Here is an 18946-nt window from a genome sequence, read left to right as displayed (position 1 = left end):
GGACGTTCAGTTGCCGCTGCTGGACAAGTCCATCAGCATGCGCGAGAGCAGGTAGAGCCGCGGCACCACGCTCTCGACTTCCGCGTACTCCTCCGGCGTGTGGATGCCGCCGCCCACGATGCCGAAGCCGTCGAGCACCGGCACGCCGACGCCCGCCACCAGGCTCGCGTCGGCCGCGCCGCCGCTGCTCTCGATGGTGAGCTTCTTGCCGATCTCCGCGTAGATGCCTTCGGCCATGGCAACCAGCTTGTCGGACGCGGGCGAGCGCGGCATCGGCGGCAGGCCGCGAATCAGGCGCACGCGCACCTCGGTCTCGGGAATCAGCTTGTTCTGCGAGATGCGCACGAGATCCTTCTCGACGCGGTCGAGCTCCTCGGGCGTGGCGGCGCGCACGTCGCCCTTGGCGCTCGCGGTCGCGGGAATCACGTTGGTCGGGCCGTTGGCCGTGAGCACCGTGAAGTTGACGGTGGTCTTCTTCGCCGCGTCGGCCGTCCTCGAGAGCTGCAGCACCTGGTGTGCGACCTCCATCGCCGCGTTGCGGCCGGCCTCTGGTGCCACGCCCGCGTGGGCGGCGAGTCCCTTCACCTCGACGAGCGCAGTGGCCGAGCCCTTGCGCTCGACCACCAGGCCATCGGCCGGGCGGCCCGGCTCCAGGTTCAGCGCCACGTCGTGCTGCTTCGCCACGCGCTCGATCAGCGCGCTGGTGCCCACGGAGCCGGTCTCCTCGTTGGTGTCGAGCAGGAAGGTGATCTGCCCATAGTCCTTGAAGCCGATCTGCTGCAGGATCTTCAGCGCGTACAGGCCGGCCACCACGCCGCCCTTGTCGTCCATCACGCCGGGACCGTAGGCGCGGCCGTCCTTGATGTAGAAGGGCTTGGCCGCGGCCGTGCCTTCCTTGAAGACGGTGTCCATGTGCGCCAGGATCAGGATCTTCTTCTTGCCCTGCCCCGTCAGCGTGGCCACCACGTTGGTGCCCGGATGCGGCTCGGCCGGAAAGGTCTCGATGCGCGCGCCGAGCTTGCGCAGCTCTTCCACCGCCAGATCGCTCACCTTGGCAAGGCCCGCCGTGTCGGCAGAGCCCGAGTCGATGTTGACCATGGTCTCCAGCATCTTGAGCGCGCCGTCCTTGCTCTGCGTAGCCGCGTCGAGCACGCCCTGGTGCGGCTTCTGGGCCATCGCGCTGCCGGCGAGGAGCGCGCATGCGAGCGCGGAGCACTGGGCGATGGCGAGCATGCGGCGGCGGGCAGGCGGCCGGGATTTCATGGCCGAAGGAGCCGACGAGGCGGATGCGGGATGGCGCGAGTGAATCGTCATTGTTTTCCGTTCTGTTGAAGGAGGTTCCGGGAAGGCGCGGCAGCGCCGCCGCGCCTCGCTGACTCTACCGACACTTCAGCCGGGAAAGTCTTCCGCGCGCAGCTCGATCGGCTGTCCGTGCGGGGTTCGGTCCGCCGCCTGCGCCCAGGCATGGCGGTACCGCGCCAGTTCGCCGTCGGAGCTGGCGCCCTTGCTGGCCACGAGCTTCTCGAGAGCGGCCAGCCAGTGCAGGTAGTAGGTCTGGCCGGTATCGGGGTCGCCCGCCGCTTGCGCCTGGGCGATCTGCGCCGCCAGCGCCTCGGCCCATTCGGGCCAGGTGAAGAGGCCGCGCTCGTGCAGCGCCAACGTCATCGCGAAAGCCTGTGCCTCCCAGGGCGCGCTGAAGACGGGCCCGTCCGCGTCACGCGGCATGCCGGGCGACAGCGGCATGCGTTCGCTGCTCATGCCACAGCCTCCAGATAACTTTCCCACGCATCGACCGACACCGACAGGTTCTGGCGCGGCGCATCGTCGCCCCAGAGCTCGGCTTCGTCGAACTCCACCGTGTAGAGCCACTGCGGCTGCTCGCCGAGCCCTTGCGCATTGGTGTCGGCGAACACGTGCGCGCCATGCACGCGGACGATGGTGCCGCGCTTGCCCTGCACGTAGCCCGGTAGCCGCGTGTGATGGTCGACCTTGCCCAGGTGCATGCGCACTGGCTGGCCAGCTGCGAAGCGCGCCGGGGCCGGCGCCGGCCGCTCGGTGGGCGAGCCCTTGGCGAGGACGGCGGGTACGTTGGCCGCCTGCAGCACGCGGGCCACGGGCGCGGCCGCGTGGCGCATCTCGCCGCTGGCGATCTCGTCGGGAAAGACCTGCCCGCGCTGCAGCATCAACTGCTCCAGCGCGCGAAGCCAGATCTGGTAGTAGCTCAGCTCGCCGTAGTCGGGCAGCGTTTCGCGCACGGCACGGCTCGCGTCGATGTTCCACGAGCCCGTCGCGCCCATGGCCAGCACCAGCGCCAGCGCGCGCGGCTCCCAGGCGGCATGGAAGAGCTCGACTTCGGCTTCGGGCACCACCTTGCCGAAGCCCGGCTGGCCGCCGAGGTCGGCCTTCGTCACGTAGCTCATGCGGCGCTCCCCGCTTCGGCCGGCGCGCCGGCCAGCCGCGTGCCGATCATCGAATCGCGCGAGACCAGTGCGGCGAGTTCTTCCTCGTTCATGCCTTCGGTGCCGGCGGGGCGCTGCGGGATCACCAGATAACGCACCTCGGCGGTCGAATCCCACACGCGGATACGCGTGCTCTCGGGCAGCGCGGTGCCGAAATCGGCGAGCACGCCGCGCGGGTCCTTCACCGCGCGCGAACGGTACGGCGCGCTCTTGTACCAGGTGGGCGGCAGCCCCAGCACCGGCCACGGGTAGCAGCTGCACAGCGTGCACACGACCATGTGGTGGGTATCGTCGGTGTTCTCCACCGCCACCATGTGCTCGCCCTGGCGGCCCGTGTAGCCCATCGAGGCGATCGCCGCGGTGGCGTCGGCCAGCAGCCACTGCCGGAAGGCCGGATCGACCCAGGCCCTGGCCACCACCCGCGCGCCGTTGCGCGGGCCGACGCGGGTCTGGTAGGTATCGATCAGCACGTCGAGCGCGGCCGGGTCGATGTAGCCCTTCTGCGCGAGCACGCTCTCGAGGGCGCGAACGCGCAGGTCCATCTCGCCGAGTTCGCTGTGTTCGTGGTCATCGTCGTGGTGGTGGCCGTCGCCGACGTGGGGGTTGGTGGAGCTCATCCGGACGATGCTACGCCCGGGCACTTAAAATTCGAAGCCTCCCGCCAGTTCCCCTCCGGAAGCCCTCCCCCATGACCTCCACGCCCGCCCGCCCCGTCCGCTCCCAGTACGAAGATTTCATGCGCCACGTCGACACCCATGGCGTCTTCAAGAGCGACCGCACGGGCACCGGCACCAAGAGCGTGTTCGGCCACCAGATGCGCTTCGACCTGAACGAGGGCTTCCCGCTGGTCACCACCAAGAAGGTGCACCTGAAGTCCATCATCCAGGAACTGCTGTGGTTCCTCACCGGCTCCAGCAACAACAACTGGCTCAAGGAACGCGGCGTCACCATCTGGGACGAATGGGCGCGCGAGGACGGCGACCTCGGTCCCGTGTACGGCGTGCAATGGCGCAGCTGGCCCACGCCCGACGGCGGCCACATCGACCAGATCGCCGAAGTCATCAAGACGCTGAAGACCAATCCCGATTCGCGCCGCATCATCGTGAGCGCATGGAACGTGGCCGAGCTCTCGAAGATGGCGCTCATGCCCTGCCACGCCTTCTTCCAGTTCTACGTGGCGCCGCCGCAAGCCGAGGGCGAGCGCGGCAAGCTCAGCTGCCAGCTCTACCAGCGCAGCGCCGACATCTTCCTGGGCGTGCCCTTCAACATCGCGAGCTATGCGCTGCTCACGCACATGATCGCGCAGCAGTGCGACCTCGACGTGGGCGACTTCATCTGGACCGGCGGCGACTGCCACATCTACAGCAACCACGCCGAGCAGGTGGCGCTGCAGTTGAGCCGCACGCCCTACCCCTACCCCACGCTGAACATCAAGCGCAAGCCTGCGTCGATCTTCGACTACCAGTACGAGGACTTCGAGGTGCTCGACTACCGGCACCACGACCCGATCAAGGCGCCCGTGGCGGTATGAGCGGTGTGAGCCCGATGAGCAAGCCGCGCATCAACCTCATCTTCGCCCGCGCCGCCAACGGCGTGATCGGCGTGAACAACACCATTCCCTGGCACATCCCGGAGGACATGGCGCACTTCAAGCAGCAGACCGCGGGCGCGCCGGTGATCATGGGCCGCAAGACCTGGGACTCGCTGCCGCCGCGCTTCCGCCCGCTGCCGGGCCGGCGCAACATCGTGGTCACGCGGCAGGCCGACTGGCAGGCCGAAGGCGCGCAGCGCGCAGCGAGCCTGCAGGAGGCGCTGGCGCTTTGCGAACAGCCGGGTGTCGACACCGCATGGGTCATCGGCGGCGCGCAGATCTACGCCGAGGCCGAGCCGCTCGCGCAGCGCGCGGTGGTGACCGAGGTCGCGCGCGACTACGAAGGCGATGCCTACGCACCGGAACTCGATGCCGCCTCGTGGCGCGAGACGCAGCGCGAATCGCATGTCTCGGCCAAGGAAGGCCTGGGCTTCAGCTTCGTGACCTTCGTGCGCATCGCACCGGCCCCGGCGGCGAAATGAGGCGATGAACGAAGGCGTCGCGCACCGGCCACTTCCGTCCGGCTTGCGGCGCCGCTCGGTGATCGCCGGCGCGGCCCTGCTCGCGGGCCTTGCGCCGGTGCGGCTCCTGCATGCCGCGGAGCCCCTGGAGCCCGACGAGGAAGCGCTCTTCATGACCGGCACCGCGCGCCCCACCGCCGACGGCCGGCTCGAAGTCGACATCCATGCGTGGATCTTCGAGCGCGAGACCCGCTGGGGCCTCAACCCGGCTTTCGCGCGCTACCTGGGCCTGAGCCTCAGGAAGCTCTCGCCCGCCGCGCGGCTGCGCTTCAACCAGCGCACCGCGCTCTTCCATGCGGAGTCGGAAGAAGGCAAGGTCATCGACATCGATTTCGACGGCGGCCCCGCGCGCGTGACGATGCCGCCATCGGGCAAGGACGGCCGGTGCAACCTGCGCATCGTGATCGACATGCCGCGCGCACCGCTGCTTTCGACGTCGCCTTCTCCGCAGGAGTGGGTGCACTTTCATGGCGTGACCGGTCCGGGCGAACTGCTGCACCGCTTCAGGGGTCAGGCGCTCGTGGTGCCCGAGCAGGGCATCTCCGTCATCTCGGACATCGACGACACCATCAAGCGCACGCAGGTGCGCGACCGGCGCGAGATGCTGCTCAACACCTTCGCGCGCCGCTTCGAGCCCGCACCGCGCATGGCAGCCTGGTATCGCGCATTGGCGAAGACGCCCGGCACGCGCTTCCACTATCTTTCGGCGAGCCCGATACAGCTCTATCCGTCGCTGTCGGACTTCATCCGCAACGCCGACTTTCCGCAGGGCAGCATGCACCTGCGCGAGAGCACGACGTGGCGCACGCTCATTCCCGGCGACGAGGATTCGCGCGCGCACAAGCTCGGCGTGATCCAGCGGCTGCTTGCGGAGTTTCCGCAGCGGCGCTTCGTGCTGGTGGGCGATTCGGGCGAGGCCGATCCCGAGATCTACGCGCAAACGTTTCGCTCGCATCCGCAGCGCATAGAGAGCATCGTGATACGCGACGTGACCGGTGAAAGCCGCAGCTCCGATCGCTATCGCGAGACCTTCGAGGGCATCGAACCGGTGCGGTGGCACGTCGTCATGCCGGACACCACGGCGTGGCCTGTCCAGTCCACTGGCTAGGGCCTGTTCACACTATTTCCGGGGTCGCGTTGGTGCTCCAAGGGGCTGGCTGCAAGGCGCCCGTGCGCAGCAAGGCTGAAGCCTTGCAAGCGCGGGCAACGCCGCAGACGGCCCCTTGGAGCGCCAACCCTGCGGGAAGGGCAGCAAGGGCGGACCACTCGGCGTTGCGCTCCTAGCGTGTGCGCATGCACACGCGTCGTCACGCGCCTTGATTGGCCCGCCCTTGCTGCCCTTCGCGACCCCGGAAATAGTGTGAACAGGCCCTAGACGCAGAAACCGCCGAACCCACGGACCGGCCACCAGAAACAAACTGGCACCTTCGTCGCTTCCTTCGTGCGAAAGGAACACTTCGGTACACGCGAAGAAAGGCACGCGCAGCACAGGGTTTAGACAAGGCTAATTGTTTGTGCGCACAATGTCCGGAACGCCCTCAACCAAAAGGAGACGGCTCATGTCCATGGAATTTCTTCGGGCTATCGCCGAGCAGAAATTGCCATATGTCATCCACACGCCGGCCGACATCGACAGGGTGCGCGTGCTGCGTGCGGCGGAGTTGGTGACGGCCTTCATCCCGCCTTCGGATCGCGCTCCCGATGCGCGCGCGATCCGCCAGCTTGCGCAGGTCGAAACGATCACGGCCAAGGGCATGCTGGCGCTCAACAAGGCCACCTCGGCATTCATCGAGCTCTAGGAAAACGCGGCGAGCGCCGCGGCGTTTTCCCCGGCGCAAACCTTCCTCCCCCGATGTCGCCGCCAAGGCCGCGGCACCTCGATTTCGGCTGTTACAAATAGGCCGCTTTTTCGCGTGCGCCGGCCGGCTCACGCCCTCCCCACATCCCCTCCTCCCATGGCATCCGCTCGGCCGGATGCACCTGCTCGCGCGCTGATTCGGTAGCACGCAAGCCATTTGCGTGTCAATTACGTGACGAAACCCTCAAAAGACGAGTTTTCAGTCACTGCAGCTCTTGCTTTTTTCAATGACTTTTCCTCGCCCATGGGGTACCTACCCAATTCTGGGGATTGTTAGCAGATATCTCGATTTGTATCTTTCGTACCGTCTCTGAGGCATTGCCGGACTGCAACGGCAACGGACCGCGCGCCGCCCCGACCAGGCGACGGGCGTCGAAAACCGCAACGAGTGTTCCTGTCACTTCAACCTTTTCTGAGAGCGAAAAAATGTCGAATAGCCTGCAAAAATGGGTTGGGCGCAACCGTCCGCCGCGCGTCCAGATCACCTACGACGTCGAGATCGGCGACGCAGTCGAGAAGAAGGAGCTGCCGCTGGTGGTGGGCCTGCTGGCCGACCTCTCCGGCCAGCCCGAGCAGCCGCTGCCCAAGCTCAAGGAGCGCCGCTTCGTCGAGATCGACCGCGACAACTTCGACGGCGTGCTCGGCAACATCTCGCCGCGCCTGGACCTCTCGGTGCCCGACACCATGAAGGGCGACGGCAACCTGAAGATCGAGCTGAACTTCAAGGAGTTCGCCGACTTCCATCCCGAAGCCATCGTGAGCCAAGTGCCGCGCCTGGCCAAGCTGCTCGAGGCACGCCAGCAGCTGCGCGACCTGCTCGCCAAGCTCGACGGCAACGACGAACTCGACGGCCTGCTCGAGCGCGTGGTGAAGAACAGCGAAGAACTGAAGACGGTCCAGAGCCAGGCCAGGGCCGAAGCCGGCGCCGCTTCCACGCAAGCGGCAGCGCCCGACGCCGCGCAGACCCAATCGTCCCCCGAAGCCGAAGCACCGGCAGCGTGATCAACCACGCCGGTGCCGCGCCCGCGCGCGATCCGGCACTTCATGAATGGTGATAGAGATGGCCAACAAATCCAAAGCCGCCGAAGCCGGCAGTGCAGCAGCAACCACCGTCACGACCAGTGACCTGAGCCTGCTCGACAAGATCGTCTACGAAGGCAACATGACGACGGAGCCCTCGCAGGGCGCCTACGCGAAGAAGCTGATCGGCCAGCTGGCTTCGCAGATCCTCGACGAAGGCATGAAGACCAGCCCCGACAAGGGCGTGGTCACGCTGATCAACGAGCGCGTCGCCGAGATCGACCGCCTGCTGACCGACCAGCTCAACGCGATCCTGCACGCCCCCGAGTTCCAGGCCCTCGAAGCCTCGTGGCGCGGCCTGCACGACCTGGTGTTCGGCACCGAGACCGGCAGCAACCTCAAGCTGCGCCTGCTCAACGTGAGCAAGAAGGACCTGCTGAAGGACCTGGAGACCGCCGTCGACCACGACACCAGCGTGCTCTTCAAGAAGATCTACGAAGAGGAATACGGCACCTACGGCGGCCACCCCTACTCGCTGCTGATCGGCGACTACTACTTCGGCCGCCACCCGCAGGACATCGCCCTGCTGGAGCGCATCTCCCGCGTGGCCGCCGCCGCGCACGCGCCCTTCATCGCCGCGGCCGCGCCCGCCCTGTTCGACTTCAAGTCGTTCACCGAGCTGGGCATTCCGCGCGACCTGTCCAAGACCTTCGAGAGCGCCGAACTCGCCTCGTGGCGCGGCTTCCGCGAATCGGAAGATTCGCGCTACGTGTCGCTGGTGCTGCCGAGCTACGCGGCCCGCCTGCCCTACGGCGCCAAGACCATTCCCGTGGAGAACTTCAACTACGAGGAAGACGTGGACGGCACCGACCACGGCAAGTACCTGTGGGCCAACGCGGCCTACCAGCTGGGCCTTCGCATCACGCAGGCGCACTCGCTGTACGGCTGGACCACGGCCATCCGCGGCGTGGAAGGCGGCGGCAAGGTCGACGGCATGGTGGCCCACGCCTACAAGACGGACGAAGGCGACATCGCCCTGAAGCCGCCGACGGAAGTGACCATCACCGACCGTCGTGAGAAGGAGCTGAGCGACCTGGGCTTCATCGCCATCGTCAACTCCAAGGGCTCGAACACCGCCACCTTCTTCGGCGGCCAGACCGTGAACAAGCCCAAGGTGTACGACAAGGACGCGGCCAACGCGAACGCAGCAGTGTCGGCGCGCCTGCCCTACATCCTGGCCGCATCGCGCTTCGCGCACTACCTGAAGGTGATCGTGCGCGACAAGATCGGCAGCTTCCAGACGCAGGCCGACATGCAGAAGCACCTGAACAACTGGGTCGCGAACTACGTGCTGGTGAGTCCCTCGGCGCCGCAGGCCATGAAGGCCAAGTACCCGCTGAGCCAGGCCCGCGTCGACGTGACCGAGGTGCCGGGCAAGCCGGGCTCGTACCGCGCCATCGCCTTCCTGAAGCCGCACTTCCAGCTGGAAGAGCTCTCGGCCTCGATCCGCCTCGTGGCCGACCTGCCGGCGGCTGCGGCCTGACGCTCCTCAACTTCCACGTCGATCTACAGACAAACTGAAAGAACATTCACATGCCTATCTATCTCAAGATGCCAGGGGTCAAAGGTCAGACCCAGATCAAGGGCCACGAAGACCAAATGGAAGTCCAGAGCTTTCAGTTCGGTGCCGGCCTCGCCGTGACCACGGGCACTTCCAACCAGGAACGCACCGCGGGCAAGCCCAGCTTCTCCGAGATCACGGTGACCCGCACGACCGACTCCGCCACGCCTCAGCTGCTGCAGAAGCTCGCAGGCGGCGAGGTGCTGGCGGGCGACACCGTCATCACCTTCCCGCGCGAGGACAAGAGCGGCCTGCTGCCCCTGATGATCGTGACGCTGACCGACGTGATCCTCAGCGGCTTCTCGGTTTCGAGCGGCGGCGACCTTCCATCGGAAAGCGTCTCCCTGAATTACGCGGCCATCAAGGTCGAGTACACGAAGCAGAAGGAAGAAGGCGGCCAGGAAGGCGTCGCACCGTTCGGCTGGGATATCTCGAAGAACGTCGCGGCCACCTGATGATGGCCCGACGCTGAAACCCGGCGCCCACCGTGTCCGAACTCGTCAAAGGCGGCGTCGCGCCCCTGTTCGACCGGCTGGCGTCGCCTCAGCAATCCGAGCCCGTCCGTGGCGGCGCGCATCTCGAGACGATGGAGTCCGTGCAGGACTCCATCGGTCGCGAGTTGCGCCGCCTTTTCAACACGCGCTCACCGCTGTCCGCCGAAGAATTCGCGCAAGCCAGCGGTACGGTGCTGGAGTACGGCATTCCCGACTTTTCCTCGCTCAGCGCACAGAACGCAGCCGACCTGCAGCAGTTGGCGGCGCTGCTGCGCACGGCCGTTTCGCGCTACGAGCCGCGCCTCACCGACGTGAGCGTGCAGGTGAGCGCCGCGGCCAACCGCCACGAGGTGGCGCTGGTGCGCATCGGCGCGCAGGCGCGCGCGGGGCTGGCGCTGCGCCGCGTGGACTTCGAGATGCTGCTCGGCGCGCCGGACAGCCTGATGAAAGTCGCCTGACGTGTCCGACATACAGCACAGCGACCTGCTGCAGTACTACAAGCGCGAGCTGTCCTACCTGCGCGGACAGGGGGCGGACTTCGCGCAGCGCTACCCCAAGGTCGCATCGCGCCTGTCGCTGCACGGCGGCGAGTCGCTCGACCCTCACACCGAACGGCTGATCGAGTCGGTGGCCTTCCTGTCGGCGCGCGTGCACCGCGACCTCGACCAGGAATTTCCCGACGTCGCCTACGCCCTGCTCGACAACCTCTGCCCTTCGCTCGTGCAGCCGCTGCCCTCGATGTCGGTGGCGCAGTTCGGGCTCGACCCCGCGCAGGGCAAGGTCACGGCGGGATTCCGCGTGCCGCGGCACACGATGCTGCATGCGCGCACGTCGCCGCACGCGCCGGGAGCTTCGTCCCAGGACTGCCGCTTCCGCACCGCCTGGGACACCGTGCTGTGGCCGCTGCGCATCGCGCACGCCTCCATCGACTCCGACGCCGTGCTGCGCCTCGCGCTCGAATGCGACAGCGAGGCCGACTTCTCCGAGCTGGAGATCGACAGCCTGCGCATCCACCTGCAGGGCGACTGGATGACCACCATGCCGTTGTACGACGCGCTGGTGTCCGGCGTGAAGTCGGTGGCCGTCATTCCGGAAGGCGGCATGGCACAGACGCTGCCGGCCGACGCATGGCGCGAGGTCGGCTTCGCCGAGGGCGAGGAAGTGCTGCCCCAGCCTGCCAACGCGCAGCCCGCCTACGGCCTGCTGCAGGAGTACTTCGCGTTTCCGCGCAAGTTCCACTTCTTCGACCTGCACCACCTGCGCTCGCGCCTGGGCGGCGGACGCCGCTGCGAGATCGCCTTCCAGCTCGACCGCTCCACGCGCGCGCTGCGCTACATCGACGCCGAGAACTTCCAGCTCGGCTGCACGCCCATCGTCAACCTGTTCCCGCGCGTGAGCGAGCCGCTGGCGATGGACCAGCGCCACTACGAATACATGCTGGTGCCCGACCGCCAGCGCGACGCGACCACCGAGGTGCACTCCATCGTCTCGGTGGTCGCCTCCGACCCCGACGCCGACAAGCCCGTCGACGTGCCGGGCTTCGCAGCGCTGGGCCACGTCGATGGCGCCAGGGGCGCGCAGGAGGCGGTGTTCTGGTCGGCGCGGCGCGAGCCCTGCCTGCGCCAGAACATTCCCGGCACCGACGTGTTTCTTTCCTTCGTCGACCAGGGCAAGGCGCACACCCGCCCTGCACAGCCCGTGGTCTACGCGCACCTGCTGTGCACCAACCGCCGCCTGGCCGAGCAGGTGCCCGTTGGCGCGCGCCTGCTGGCCGAGGGCCCGCCGCAGCCCACGCACGTGCGCTGCCTCTACGAGCCCACCGCGCAGCGCGATCCGCCGCTGGGCAGCGAGACGCTGTGGCGGCTGGTGTCGCTGCTCACGCTCAACCACCAGTCGCTGGTGGACGGCTCCACCGGCCGCGAGCAGCTGCGCGAGATGCTGCTGCTGTTCGCCTCCGACAGCCGGCGTGACCATGCGCAGATCCGCGGCATCGCAGGGCTCTCGGCGCGCGGCGTTACCGCGCACGTGGGCACCGAGGCCTGGCGCGGCTACTGCCGCGGCACGCAGGTCACGCTCGAATTCGAGGACGACGCCTTCGTCGGCGCCTCGCCGCTGATGATGTCGGCGGTGCTCGCGCGCTTCTTCGCGATGTACACCTCGGTCAACTCCTTCGTGCGCCTCGCGGTGCGCAGCGGCGAGGAGATCCGCAAGCAATGGGCCCCGATGACGGGCCGGCAGGTGGTGCTGTGATCGTCGAAGAACTCGCCGCCCGCCCGCAGGACTTCAACCTGTTCCAGGCCATCAGCCTGCTCGAGCGCGCCGCGCCCGACGCGGTGCCCGTGGGCCGCTCGCAGGGCCCGCGCGAACGCGAGGCCGTGCGGCTGCATGCCTTCGTCTCGCTCGCTTTCGAAGCCAGCGACGTGCGCGACGTCGGCACCGATGCCGCCACCGGCGAGCCTTATGCGCTCACCACGCCCGCGCTCTCGCTGGCCGGCAGCGGCGGTCCGCTGCCGATGCCCTTCACCGAGATGCTGCTGGAGCGCCGTCAGCAGCGCGACTACGCCACACAGGACTTCCTCGACATCTTCAACCACCGCTTCCTGGCTTTTCTCTACCGCAGCCGGCGCAAGCACCACATCGCGCTGAACCCGCAGTCGCCCGCACGCTCGACGCTGGCCACCACGCTCGACGCGGCCAGTGCGCTGGGCCTGCGCGCCGGCGTGCGCGCGCCCGACGGCTCGGCCCAGTGGCTGCGGCATGCCGGCCTGCTGGGCGGTGCGCCGCGCGGCATGACTGCGCTGCTCGCGCTGCTGCGCGACCGTCTCGGCGTGCAGGTGGACGGCACGCAGTTCCGCGGCCGCTGGCTGGCGCTGGAGCCCGATGCCTCGGCGCGGCTCGACATGCGTCAGCCGTTGGGCGGCGGCGCGGTGCTCGGCAAGCGCGTGTGGGACCAGGGCGCGGGCATCCGCCTCGTCTTCAGCAACCTGAGCCAGCAGCGGCTGCGCGGCCTGCTGCCCAAGGGCGCCGACCACGCGCTCGCCAAGTGGCTGGTGCGCCGCTTCATACCGCAGGACCTGAAGGTCGAGATGGAGCTGCGGCTGGCACCGTCCGAATCGCGCGGCAGCGTGCTCGGCGCATCCAACCCGATGCGCCTGGGCTGGACCTCGTGGGTCGCCGGGCCGGCCTTCCGCGGCGCGCTGCCGCCCGTTCAACACACCCTGACCAGCGACGGCGGCGACGCGCCCCACGGCTGATCCGACCACGCTCTCCCGCTCTCCTATGGACATCGACATCCGCACCCTGCTCGGCCGGCTCAACCCGGAATGCAAGCGCGCCATGGAACAGGCCGCCGAGCTGTGCGTGCAGCAGACGCACTACAACGTGGACATCGAGCACCTGCTGATGAAGCTGGTGGACAACGAGGCGCCCGACCTTCGGCTGGTGTTCGGCCGCTTCGGCATCCGGCCCGACGCGGTGCAGGCGCAGCTTCAGAAGTCGCTCGACACCTTCAAGCGCGGCAACGGCCGCACGCCCAGCCTCGCGCCCGACTTCGCGCCGCTCTTCCAGGAAGCCTGGCTCATGAGCTCGGTGCTGCTGGGCCAGCAGCACGTGCGCTCGGGCACGCTGATGCTGGCGCTGCTCGAGGTCGACCGCCTGCGCGGCCGGCTGGTCGATGCGGCGCCCGCGTTGCTGCAGATCCCGCGCGGTTCATTGCGCGACGAACTCGCGGGCCTGCTGCAGTCGTCGCCCGAAGACGCGGCGGGTGCGGCACTGGCCGCCGCGCCCATCGCACAGGCTCCTTCCGCGCCCGCAGCCAACCCGGCCGCCGCGACGCAACCAGCGCCCGAAGCCGGCGCGATGCAGATGCCCACCGCGCGCCGCAGCAGCTCTGCCACGCCCTCGCTCGACCAGTACACGGTCGACATGACGCAGCTCGCGCGCGACGGCGCCATCGACCCCATCCGCGGCCGCGACGGCGAGATCCGCCAGATCATCGACGTGCTGCTGCGCCGCCGCCAGAACAACCCCATCCTCACCGGCGAGGCCGGCGTGGGCAAGACGGCCGTGGTCGAAGGCTTCGCGCAGCGCGTGGTGCAGGGCGACGTGCCGCCTGCGCTGCGCCAGGTGTCGGTGCGCTCGCTCGACCTCGCGCTGCTGCAGGCCGGCGCGGGCGTGAAGGGCGAGTTCGAGAACCGGCTCAAGTCGGTCATCGCCGAGGTCAAGGCCTCGCCCACGCCTGTGATCCTCTTCATCGACGAAGCGCACCAGCTCATCGGCGCGGGCGGCGCCGAGGGCCAGGGCGATGCGGCCAACCTGCTCAAGCCGGCGCTCGCGCGCGGCGAACTGCGCACCATCGCCGCCACCACCTGGGCCGAGTACAAGAAATACGTGGAGCGCGACCCTGCGCTCGCGCGGCGCTTCCAGGTCGTGAAGGTGGAGGAGCCCAGCGAGGAAGTCGCCATCGACATGCTGCGCGGCATGGTCGAGACGCTGGAGAAGCACCACGGCGTGGAGATCGTGGACGACGCGGTGCGCGAGGCCGTGAAGCTCTCGCACCGCTACATCACCGGCCGCCAGTTGCCTGACAAGGCCATCAGCGTGCTCGACACCGCCTGCGCGCGCGTGGCCATCGGGCAGAACGGGCTGCCGGCCGAACTCGAATCGACGGCGCGCGACATCGCCACCGGCGAGAACGAGCTGCGCGTGCTGCGCCATGAAGCGGCCACGGGCAGCGACCGGCAGGAAGCCATCGCCACGCTCTCGGCGCGGCTCGACGAACTGCGCCAGAAGCACAAGCGCCTGAGCGACAAGGTCGACGAGGAAAAACACGCGGTGATGGAGATCGTCGCGCTGCGCCGCAAGATCGCAGAGAACCTGCGCAGCGACGCACCGCCGGCCGACGAGGAGAACGACCCCGCCCTGCTCACTGCCGCGCTGCGTCGCCTGGAGAAGGGCCTGGAGGCGCTGCAGAACGACGAGCCCATGGTGCCCGTGTGCGTGGACGGCACCATGGTGGCCGAAGTCATCTCCGGCTGGACCGGCATTCCGGTCGGCAAGATGATGACCGACGAGCTTCACACCGTGCTCAACCTGAAGGAGAAGCTGGCCGAGCGCGTGGTCGGGCAGGACGACGCGCTCGACGCCATCTCGCGGCGCATCCGCACCTTCCACGCCGACCTGGACGACCCCGGCAAGCCCGTGGGCGTGTTCATGCTGGTGGGCCCGAGCGGCGTGGGCAAGACCGAGACCGCCTTCGCGCTGGCCGACCTGCTGTACGGCGGCGAACGCAACGTCATCACGGTGAACATGTCGGAGTTCCAGGAGGCGCACACCGTCTCCAGCCTCAAGGGCGCGCCGCCCGGCTACGTGGGCTACGGGCGCGGCGGCGTGCTCACCGAGGCGGTGCGGCGGCGCCCCTACAGCGTGGTGCTGCTCGACGAGATGGAGAAGGCGCACCCCGACGTGCTGGAACTCTTCTTCCAGGTGTTCGACAAGGGCACCATGGAAGACGGCGAAGGCGTGCTGATCGACTTCAAGAACACGCTGATCCTGCTCACTTCGAACGCCGCGCAGGACGTGATCACGCAGGCCTCGCAGGGCGGGCGCAGGCCCGACCCCGACGAGCTCGTGGAGCGCCTGCGCCCCGAGCTGCTCAAGCAGTTCAGCCCCGCCTTCCTGGGCCGGCTCGCGCTGGTGCCCTACCACCACCTGGGCGACGGGCAGATCCGGTCCATCGTCAACCTCAAGCTGGGCAAGCTGGCACGGCGCTTCGCGCTGAATCACCACGCCGGGTTCACCTGGGACGCGCAGGTGGAAGACGCCATCACCGCGCGCTGCACCGAGGTGGACAGCGGCGCGCGCAACATCGACCACATCCTGGCGCACGCGGTGCTGCCCGAGCTGTCGCGCCAGGTGCTAGAGCGCATCTCGATGGCGGCCGCCTTCACCGGCGTGCACATGAGCGTGGGCGCCGACGGTGCCTTCGCCTTCGGCTTCGAGCCGGCCACGCTGAGCTGACGAAGCGATGAACATGCGCGAAGGCTTTACCCAGCACGCCGCCTTTCTGACGGTGAAGACGGCGTTCGGCCCCGACAAGCTGCTGCTCGAATCCTTCCAGGCCACCGAGGGGCTATCGCAGCTCTTCGCCTGCTCGCTGACCATGCGTTCGTCCGACGACGCGCTGGACGCTGCCGCGGTGATCGGCACCTCGGCCACGGTCGTGCTGCAGCGGCCCGGGAAGGAAAGCCGCTTCTTCAACGGCATCGTCTCGCGCTTCACCTACATGGGCAGCAACCGCGACTTCGCGACCTACACGCTCGAACTGGTGCCGCGCATGTGGCTGCTCACGCTGGGCCGCGACCGCGTGATCTACCAGAACATGAGCACGCCGGACATCGTGCAGAAGATGCTCGGCGACTTCGGCGTGAGCTTCGCGCTCCAGCTCAGCGGCAGCTACACGCCGCGCGAGTACTGCGTGCGCTACGACGAGACGGCCTTCGACTTCGTCTCGCGGCTGATGGAAGAGGAAGGCATCTTCTACTTCTTCACTTTCGCGGACGGTGAACACACGCTGGTGCTGGCCGACAGCAATTCGGCATGCCAGCCGTGCCCGCATGCCGACAAGCTTCTGGTTCGCAGCGCCGAGGAAGGCTTCGCGCACGCCCACGCCGTGACCCGCTTCGAGTCGGACGCGCGGCTGGCCACCAAGGCGCAGGAAGTCGACGACTACGACTTCCTCACGCCCGACACCAGCCTGCTGAAGGAGACGCAGGGCAAGGACGGCCGCGGCACCGACTACGAGTACCCCTCGCGCGTGCCGCTCTCGGCGGCACAGTCGCGCGCGCGCATCCGGCTGGAGGCACACCGCAGCGGCAGCCAGTCCGGCCGCGGCGACAGCCATTGCCACTACCTCACGCCCGGCACCACCTTCACGCTGGAAGACCATCCGCGCGCGGACCTCAACGTGGCGCACATGGTGCACAGCGTGCGGCACCACGCCGACCTCGAGCACTACGGCAACAGCTTCGAGACCCTGCCTCCCGCCCTGCCCTTCCGCCCGCCGCGCGTCATGCCCCGGCCGGTGGTTGCCGGCAGCCACACGGCGCGCGTGGTCGGCCCTGCCGGCGAGGAAATCTGGACCGACCAGCACGGTCGCATCAAGGTGCAGTTCCCGTGGGACCGCCTGGGCAAGAAGGACGAAAAGAGTTCCTGCTGGATCCGCGTCTCGCAGATGTGGGCTGGCGAAGGCTGGGGGGCGCTTTTCCTGCCGCGCATCGGGCAGGAGGTGGTCGTGAGCTACGTCGACGGCGACCCCGACCGGCCGCTCGTCTCGGGCAGCGTCTACAACGGCACGCACGCGACGCCGGTCGCGCTGCCGGGCAGTTCGTCGCAAAGCACCATCCGCTCGAACTCGACGAAGGGCGGCGGAGGCTTCAACGAGATGCGCTTCGAGGACAAGAAGGGCTCGGAGGAGTTCTACCTTCATGCGCAGAAAGACATGCGCGTGGAGATCGAGAACGACCTGGCCACCACCGTGAAGGCCGGCAACGAGACGCACACCGTCACCAAGGGCAATCGCACCGTGAAGGTCGACACCGGCAACGAGACCCACTCGGTGAAGGGCACGCGCGCGCTCGACGTCACCGGTAACGAGACGCACGACAACAAGGCCAACTTCACGCAGACTGTGACGGGCAACTACGAGCTCAAGGTCACGGGCAACCTGGTGATCGACGTGACGGGCACGCTGCTCATCAAGTCGGCGCAGACGCTGGACCTGAAGGCCGGCACCAACCTGGGCGCCAACGCCGGCATGAACTTCGCGGCCGAGGCCGGCGTGGCGCTGTCGGCCAAGGGCGGCGCCACGCTGTCGAACGAGGCGCCTTCCATCAGCAGCAAGGCCTCGGGCATGAACTCCGTCGAGGGCGGCGGCATGGTCACGCTCAAGGGCGGGCTGGTGAAGATCAACTGAGCGGCGCCATGGCAATCCCTTCCTCCCTGCCCGTCAAGGACATCGCCGCCCTGCCGGCCGCCGTCGTGCGCGAGACGCTGGACGATGCGGGCCAGACGGTGGTGCGCGCCTCCTTCGTGGGCGAGCTGCCGTACGGGCCGATGCAGGTCTTCTCGGCACCGGGCAAGCCGGCGCTCGATGCGTCGTACCAGGCCGGCCTGCCGCACGGCCCCATGCGGCTCTTCGACGAACGCGGCCAGCTGCTGCAGGAAACCCAGCGCATCGGCGGCCTGGCCGAGGGCGTCACGCGCAGCTACTACCCCAGCGGCAAGCTGATGCAGACGCTGCAGCACGTGCGCGGCGTGCAGCACGGCGAGGCGGTGTCGTATGCCGAATCGGGCGACGTCACCGCGCGCCTGCCCTACGCGGCCGGACGCCTCGAAGGCGAGGCCACCTATTTCCACGAGGGCCGCATGCTGCGGCGCGAGCGCTACCGCGCCGGACTGCTCGACGGCGAGGTCATCGACTACGCGCCCAACGGCGGCGTCGCGCAGTCCTCCACCTACGTGGCCAACGTGCTGCACGGCCCCCTGCGGCGCTACTGGCCCAACGGGCAACTGATGGAAGAAGTCGCCTACCGCCAGGGCAAGCCCTACGGCGGCGCGCGCCGCTTCGACCAGGCGGGCCGCGAGATCGTGGAGACCGCCGCCTCGCCAGGCTTCATGAAGAGCCTCGAAAAACTCGTGAGGGGGAGCTGAGCCATGGGCATGCACGTCTGCATGGGAGCCACGTTGCAGTGCAGCTTCGGCGCCGCGCCGTCCAACCTCGTGGTGCTGCCCGTGAGCGGCGTGCTCACGGGCAGCACGCCGGGCGCCAACATCATGGACAACAAGCCGATCGTCAACATCCTTCCCTTCGGCACCTGCAACAGCATGTCGAACCCGATGGTGGCCGCGGCAACCGCCGCCGCGCTCGGCGCCTTCACGCCCATGCCCTGCATCCCGGTGACGGCCGCGCCCTGGGCGCCGGGCTCGCCCACGGTGCTGGTCGGCAACATGCCCGCGCTGCAGGACAGCTCCAAGCTCGCCTGCAACTGGGGCGGCGTGATCCAGGTGGTCGCGCCCGGGCAATTCACCTCCATGGTTCCCTGAAACGAACGACGACCAACGAACGGCACGCACCGACAACCCCATGTCCCAATACGTTTTCACGATGAGTTCCCGCATGGTCGCCATCACGGCGGCCTGCCTGGTGCTGCTGTGCGTCCTGCTGTTCCTGATGGGCGTCGAGATCGGCAAGCTGATGGCGCCCGCGCCTGCTCCCGTACCCGCTGCCGCGGCGCCGTCGCAACCTCCACCGCCCGCCGCCGCGCCCGCAACGGCTCCCGCGGCCCCCACGGCCCCCGCTGCCTCCACCCAATGACCAAAGTGA

Annotated in this window: 19 protein-coding genes; 15 read left to right on the top strand and 4 right to left on the bottom strand. The window is 68.3% G+C overall.

Translation table 11 applies throughout. The features are described 5' to 3' along the window. Window positions 1-6: 6 nt before the first annotated feature. The 4 genes from FHT32_RS11520 to nthA all read right to left on the bottom strand — a co-directional run bounded on the left by FHT32_RS11520 (window position 7) and on the right by nthA (window position 3076). On the bottom strand, window positions 7-1233 hold the full coding sequence (locus FHT32_RS11520) for a glutamate carboxypeptidase (RefSeq protein WP_256098965.1): 1227 nt from the start codon (window positions 1231-1233) through the stop codon (window positions 7-9). 156 nt (window positions 1234-1389) lie between these two features. Further along, complete coding sequence (locus tag FHT32_RS11515) at window positions 1390-1758, bottom strand: nitrile hydratase accessory protein (protein ID WP_176664753.1); 369 nt, start codon at window positions 1756-1758, stop codon at window positions 1390-1392. Further along, window positions 1755-2420 (bottom strand): nitrile hydratase subunit beta, encoded by a 666-nt coding sequence (nthB, locus tag FHT32_RS11510; protein ID WP_176664752.1) that lies wholly within the window; start codon window positions 2418-2420, stop codon window positions 1755-1757. The genes FHT32_RS11515 and nthB overlap by 4 nt, the downstream gene beginning before the upstream one ends. Next, the gene (gene nthA, locus FHT32_RS11505; RefSeq protein WP_176664751.1) at window positions 2417-3076 is read right to left on the bottom strand and encodes a nitrile hydratase subunit alpha; all 660 of its coding nucleotides are present in this window, start codon (window positions 3074-3076) and stop codon (window positions 2417-2419) included. Before nthA ends, nthB begins: the two co-directional genes overlap by 4 nt. Window positions 3077-3147: 71 nt before the next feature. On the opposite strand from nthA, the gene FHT32_RS11500 reads away from it, so the two are divergent. From FHT32_RS11500 to FHT32_RS11430, 15 genes are all read left to right on the top strand, one after another. Next, window positions 3148-3990: a thymidylate synthase gene (locus tag FHT32_RS11500; RefSeq protein ID WP_176664750.1), complete on the top strand. Its 843-nt coding sequence runs from the start codon at window positions 3148-3150 to the stop codon at window positions 3988-3990. A gap of 14 nt (window positions 3991-4004) precedes the next feature. Beyond that, the gene (locus tag FHT32_RS11495) at window positions 4005-4532 is read left to right on the top strand and encodes a dihydrofolate reductase (RefSeq protein ID WP_176664749.1); all 528 of its coding nucleotides are present in this window, start codon (window positions 4005-4007) and stop codon (window positions 4530-4532) included. Window positions 4533-4536: 4 nt separating this feature from the next. Beyond that, window positions 4537-5679 (top strand): App1 family protein, encoded by a 1143-nt coding sequence (locus FHT32_RS11490; RefSeq protein ID WP_176664748.1) that lies wholly within the window; start codon window positions 4537-4539, stop codon window positions 5677-5679. Window positions 5680-6130: 451 nt separating this feature from the next. Beyond that, window positions 6131-6370, top strand: coding sequence for a hypothetical protein (locus FHT32_RS11485; protein WP_176664747.1), 240 nt, complete (start codon window positions 6131-6133; stop codon window positions 6368-6370). A 485-nt stretch (window positions 6371-6855) separates the two neighbouring features. Next, window positions 6856-7431 (top strand): type VI secretion system contractile sheath small subunit, encoded by a 576-nt coding sequence (tssB, locus tag FHT32_RS11480; RefSeq protein WP_176664746.1) that lies wholly within the window; start codon window positions 6856-6858, stop codon window positions 7429-7431. 58 nt (window positions 7432-7489) lie between these two features. Next, on the top strand, window positions 7490-8992 hold the full coding sequence (gene tssC, locus FHT32_RS11475) for a type VI secretion system contractile sheath large subunit (protein WP_176664745.1): 1503 nt from the start codon (window positions 7490-7492) through the stop codon (window positions 8990-8992). 50 nt (window positions 8993-9042) lie between these two features. Then, window positions 9043-9525, top strand: coding sequence for a type VI secretion system tube protein Hcp (locus tag FHT32_RS11470; RefSeq protein WP_176664744.1), 483 nt, complete (start codon window positions 9043-9045; stop codon window positions 9523-9525). Between the two features lie 32 nt (window positions 9526-9557). Continuing rightward, complete coding sequence (gene tssE / locus FHT32_RS11465; protein WP_176664743.1) at window positions 9558-10022, top strand: type VI secretion system baseplate subunit TssE; 465 nt, start codon at window positions 9558-9560, stop codon at window positions 10020-10022. Window positions 10023-10032: 10 nt separating this feature from the next. Next, window positions 10033-11814, top strand: coding sequence for a type VI secretion system baseplate subunit TssF (tssF, locus tag FHT32_RS11460; RefSeq protein ID WP_176664982.1), 1782 nt, complete (start codon window positions 10033-10035; stop codon window positions 11812-11814). Further along, window positions 11778-12818: a type VI secretion system baseplate subunit TssG gene (gene tssG / locus FHT32_RS11455; RefSeq protein ID WP_176664742.1), complete on the top strand. Its 1041-nt coding sequence runs from the start codon at window positions 11778-11780 to the stop codon at window positions 12816-12818. The genes tssF and tssG overlap by 37 nt, the downstream gene beginning before the upstream one ends. Window positions 12819-12843: 25 nt before the next feature. Further along, window positions 12844-15582 (top strand): type VI secretion system ATPase TssH, encoded by a 2739-nt coding sequence (gene tssH, locus FHT32_RS11450; RefSeq protein ID WP_176664741.1) that lies wholly within the window; start codon window positions 12844-12846, stop codon window positions 15580-15582. A gap of 7 nt (window positions 15583-15589) precedes the next feature. Further along, complete coding sequence (locus FHT32_RS11445; protein WP_256098964.1) at window positions 15590-17536, top strand: type VI secretion system Vgr family protein; 1947 nt, start codon at window positions 15590-15592, stop codon at window positions 17534-17536. A gap of 8 nt (window positions 17537-17544) precedes the next feature. After that, window positions 17545-18273 carry a toxin-antitoxin system YwqK family antitoxin gene (locus tag FHT32_RS11440; protein ID WP_176664740.1) on the top strand — a complete coding sequence of 243 codons (729 nt, stop codon included), beginning with the start codon at window positions 17545-17547 and terminating at the stop codon, window positions 18271-18273. 3 nt (window positions 18274-18276) lie between these two features. After that, window positions 18277-18666: a DUF4280 domain-containing protein gene (locus tag FHT32_RS11435; protein ID WP_176664739.1), complete on the top strand. Its 390-nt coding sequence runs from the start codon at window positions 18277-18279 to the stop codon at window positions 18664-18666. A 40-nt stretch (window positions 18667-18706) separates the two neighbouring features. Further along, on the top strand, window positions 18707-18937 hold the full coding sequence (locus FHT32_RS11430; RefSeq protein WP_176664738.1) for a hypothetical protein: 231 nt from the start codon (window positions 18707-18709) through the stop codon (window positions 18935-18937). Window positions 18938-18946: the final 9 nt, after the last annotated feature.

This window comes from Variovorax sp. SG517, assembly GCF_013376045.1.
Taxonomy (GTDB): Bacteria; Pseudomonadota; Gammaproteobacteria; order Burkholderiales; family Burkholderiaceae_C; genus Variovorax.
The sequence above is the reverse complement of the archived record's forward strand: the minus strand, read 5'-3'. Positions and strand labels throughout refer to the sequence as shown.

Bases quoted from the DNA above. Each gene is read 5' to 3' on its own strand.
- FHT32_RS11440 (WP_176664740.1), top strand. From the start codon at position 17,545: ATGGCAATCCCTTCCTCCCTGCCCGTCAAGGACATCGCCGCCCTGCCG.
- nthB (WP_176664752.1), bottom strand. From the start codon at position 2,420: ATGAGCTACGTGACGAAGGCCGACCTCGGCGGCCAGCCGGGCTTCGGC.
- FHT32_RS11435 (WP_176664739.1), top strand. From the start codon at position 18,277: ATGGGCATGCACGTCTGCATGGGAGCCACGTTGCAGTGCAGCTTCGGC.
- tssH (WP_176664741.1), top strand. From the start codon at position 12,844: ATGGACATCGACATCCGCACCCTGCTCGGCCGGCTCAACCCGGAATGC.
- FHT32_RS11515 (WP_176664753.1), bottom strand. From the start codon at position 1,758: ATGAGCAGCGAACGCATGCCGCTGTCGCCCGGCATGCCGCGTGACGCG.
- FHT32_RS11470 (WP_176664744.1), top strand. From the start codon at position 9,043: ATGCCTATCTATCTCAAGATGCCAGGGGTCAAAGGTCAGACCCAGATC.
- FHT32_RS11495 (WP_176664749.1), top strand. From the start codon at position 4,005: ATGAGCAAGCCGCGCATCAACCTCATCTTCGCCCGCGCCGCCAACGGC.
- FHT32_RS11445 (WP_256098964.1), top strand. From the start codon at position 15,590: ATGAACATGCGCGAAGGCTTTACCCAGCACGCCGCCTTTCTGACGGTG.
- FHT32_RS11430 (WP_176664738.1), top strand. From the start codon at position 18,707: ATGTCCCAATACGTTTTCACGATGAGTTCCCGCATGGTCGCCATCACG.
- tssC (WP_176664745.1), top strand. From the start codon at position 7,490: ATGGCCAACAAATCCAAAGCCGCCGAAGCCGGCAGTGCAGCAGCAACC.
- nthA (WP_176664751.1), bottom strand. From the start codon at position 3,076: ATGAGCTCCACCAACCCCCACGTCGGCGACGGCCACCACCACGACGAT.
- tssG (WP_176664742.1), top strand. From the start codon at position 11,778: ATGGGCCCCGATGACGGGCCGGCAGGTGGTGCTGTGATCGTCGAAGAA.
- tssB (WP_176664746.1), top strand. From the start codon at position 6,856: ATGTCGAATAGCCTGCAAAAATGGGTTGGGCGCAACCGTCCGCCGCGC.
- FHT32_RS11490 (WP_176664748.1), top strand. From the start codon at position 4,537: ATGAACGAAGGCGTCGCGCACCGGCCACTTCCGTCCGGCTTGCGGCGC.
- FHT32_RS11485 (WP_176664747.1), top strand. From the start codon at position 6,131: ATGTCCATGGAATTTCTTCGGGCTATCGCCGAGCAGAAATTGCCATAT.
- FHT32_RS11520 (WP_256098965.1), bottom strand. From the start codon at position 1,233: ATGCTCGCCATCGCCCAGTGCTCCGCGCTCGCATGCGCGCTCCTCGCC.
- FHT32_RS11500 (WP_176664750.1), top strand. From the start codon at position 3,148: ATGACCTCCACGCCCGCCCGCCCCGTCCGCTCCCAGTACGAAGATTTC.